At 75.0% G+C, this 2,813-nt stretch carries 4 protein-coding genes; all 4 read right to left on the bottom strand.

Features of this window, described 5'->3' with window-relative positions; all coding sequences use genetic code 11:
• Nucleotides 1–354, bottom strand: a 354-nt coding sequence (locus CCN33_RS26005) for a homocysteine S-methyltransferase family protein (protein ID WP_208621898.1), incomplete at its 3' end; no start/stop codon positions are given.
• Nucleotides 351–1,043, bottom strand: a complete 693-nt coding sequence (locus CCN33_RS26000; protein ID WP_086695902.1) for an alpha/beta fold hydrolase — start codon at nucleotides 1,041–1,043, stop codon at nucleotides 351–353. The genes CCN33_RS26000 and CCN33_RS26005, both read right to left, overlap by 4 nt.
• The gene (locus CCN33_RS25995) at nucleotides 1,040–1,618 is read right to left on the bottom strand and encodes a TetR/AcrR family transcriptional regulator (protein ID WP_086695901.1); all 579 of its coding nucleotides are present in this window, start codon (nucleotides 1,616–1,618) and stop codon (nucleotides 1,040–1,042) included. The genes CCN33_RS26000 and CCN33_RS25995 overlap by 4 nt, the downstream gene beginning before the upstream one ends.
• A gap of 41 nt (nucleotides 1,619–1,659) precedes the next feature.
• On the bottom strand, nucleotides 1,660–2,813 hold a 1,154-nt coding region (locus CCN33_RS25990; protein WP_107483994.1), incomplete at its 5' end, for an FAD-binding protein.

Here is a 2,813-nt window from a genome sequence, read left to right as displayed (position 1 = left end):
CGGCCCCGCCGAGGCGGCCACCCAGAGGGGGCGGGTGGCCTCGGCGCGGCGGGCGGCCTCGCGGGCCAGTTCCACGCTGGAGGCCAGCAGGCGGGCGGCTTCCGTGCGGTCGATGCCGCGCCCGGCGAAGCCCTCGAAGGTGGCCTGGTAACTGGCGGTGATCACGATGTCCGCGCCGGCCGTGTAGTAGGCGAGGTGGGCCTCGGTGATGGCCTCCGGGTCCTCCGCGAGCAGACGGGCGGACCACAACTCGTCGGCGAGGTCGTAGCCGGCCGACGCCAACTGGTTGGAGAGCCCGCCGTCCAGGACGAGGGGCGGCCCCTCGGTGAGGGCGGTGGCGAGGTCGGTGCTCATCCCTCGACGCTAGCCGAGGTGAGGGCCTCGGCGAGCCCGTCCGCGAACTCCTCCGGATGCTCCAGGGTGCCGAGGTGACCGCCGGGGAGTTCCAGGAGAGCGCCGGCGGCCAGGAACTCGGCCACCCTCTGGGGGAGTTGGCCGTGCGAGTCCGCTCCTGCGGCGAGGGTCAGCCGGGCGAGCGCGGGCTCGGGGACGTACGCGGTGAACGGGTGCAGGACGTGCGCGAGGAAGACCCCCAGCGGAGTCGCGCCGGGCCCCTCGGCGGGTGCCCGCCCGGGCCCGTCCAGCGCCGCGATCAGCTCCCGGCGCCGCTGAGCCCCGTCCGGCAGCACCAGCGCGCACGGCGGCTCGTGCGCGACCACGTGCGCGAGCCGCGCCGGGTGCCGCGCGGCCAGCGCGAGCGCCGCGACCCCGCCCGAGCTGGTCCCGAAGACGTACCCCCGCTCACCGGGCGGCAGCACGGCGGCCAGCACCCGCTCCGCGCCGTCGGCCCAGTCCTCCGGCCGCTGGTCCGGCACCGGCTCCCCGAGGCGCCCGTGCGCCAGGCCCAGCGGGTCGTACGTCACCACGGTGAACCGGCGCGCCAGCCGCGCGGTCAGCGGACCCAGCCCCATCGGATGCCCGGCGCCGCCCGGCAGGAGCAGCAGCACCGGGCCGGTGCCGGTGAGGTCGAAGCCGGGCGTCATGCCTGGACCTCCCTGGGCCACTGTTCGAGTGCCCGGTGCAGCGCCTCGACCCCCTTCTCCCAGGAGGCGTCCACCGCGCGGCCGGCGCCGAAGCCGCCCGCCGATTCAAGTACGCAGTAGCCGTGGAAGGTGCTGCGCAGCAGGCGTACCGCGTCCGTGAGGTCGGGTTCGGACAGGCCGTAGGCGCGCAGCATCCCGTAGGTGATCTCGGCGGTGCGGCGCAGGGCCGGGGAGTCCGCGATCAGGGACTGGTCGACACGGATCTGGGTGGCCGCGTACCGGCCGGGGTGCTCCAGGGCGTAGGCGCGATAGGCGTCCGCGAACGCGGTCAGCGCGTCCCGGCCCGCGCGTCCGGCGACCGCCGCCGCGATGCGGTCGATCAGCTCGCCGCCCGCGTACAGCGCCAGCCGGGTGCGCAGGTCGTTCAGGTTCCGGACGTGCGAGTACAGGCTCGCGTCCTTCACCCCGAAGCGCCGGGCCAGCGCGGAGAGGGTGACCTGCTCGAAACCGGCCTCGTCCGCGAGTTCCGCGGCGGCCGCGACCAGCCGGTCGGCCGTGATCCCCGCACGCGCCATGGACCCACCTCCTTGGATGCCTAGGGCACATCCTAGAGGCTCTAGGAAATAATCTCCCGTACGAACGCATTGGCGAACTTGCCCGCCGGGTCCAGCCCGGCCACCAGTGCCCGGAAGTCGGCCAGCCTCGGGAACCGCTCCCGCACCACCGCCGACGGCATTTCGGACACCTTCCCCCAGTGCGGCCGGGCGTCCAGCGTGCCGAGCGCGGCCTCCACGGCGCGGACCACGGGGAGCACGGCCGCCGCGTCCTCGATCCAGGTGAAGTGCAGCGCCACCGAGTCCCGCCCGTACGCCGGGCTGAGCCACTGCGCGTCGGCCGCGACCGTACGTACCTCGCAGGTCAGCACCACCCCGGCGAGCGTCGCCCGGATCGCGTCCAGGGCGTGCAGCGCGGCCGGGGCGTCCGTCCTCGGCAGCAGGTACTCCGACTGGAGTTCCGAGCCGCTGCTGGGTGTGAACTCGGCCCGGAAGTGCGGCAGTCGCTCGTGCCAGGGGCCGGGCGCGCCGCCCTGCTGGGTGCAGTTGACCGCGGGCATCCCGGGCACCGGATGCATCGCCCCGGTCGCCGGCTCCGCCCACGGGAAGTCCACCGGCGCCTGATCGGTGCGCCGCTTCAGCCACACCTGCCGGAACCCCGGCGCCCGCCAGTCGGTGAACAGGCTCACGCTGTACGCCGAGGCCGCGACCGTCTCGTAGTCCAGTCCCTCCAGGGGAAGTTCGGTGAAGACGTGCTGCTCGACCTCGTACGCCGGTTCCAGGTCGAGGGTGAGCGCGGTGACCACGCCGAGCGCGCCGAGCGAGGTCACGGCGCCGTCGAAACGGGCGTCGCCGCGGGCGATCCGCAGGGTGCCGCCGTCCGCCGTGATCAGCTCGACCTCGCGTACCGCCGAGGCGAGCGGGCCGTTGCCCACGCCGGAGCCGTGAGTGCCCGTGGCGACCGACCCGGCGACCGAAATGTGCGGCAGGGAAGCCATGTTGGCGAGCGCCAGCCCGTGCGCGTGCACCGTGCGGGCCAGCTCCGCGTACCGGACCCCGCCGCCGACGCGTACCGTCCGGGCCGTCGTGTCCACGTCGATCACCGGGGGCAGTCCGGCCACCGACAGCAGCACGCCCCCGGCGCCGGGGTCCGCGATCCGGTTGAAGGAGTGCCCGCTGCCCAGCACCCGCACCCGCGCGCTGCCCGCCACCAGCG

The organism is Streptomyces recifensis (assembly GCF_002154615.1).
Taxonomy (GTDB): Bacteria; Actinomycetota; Actinomycetes; order Streptomycetales; family Streptomycetaceae; genus Streptomyces; species Streptomyces griseoluteus.
This window is presented reverse-complemented; position numbering and strand designations above follow the sequence as displayed.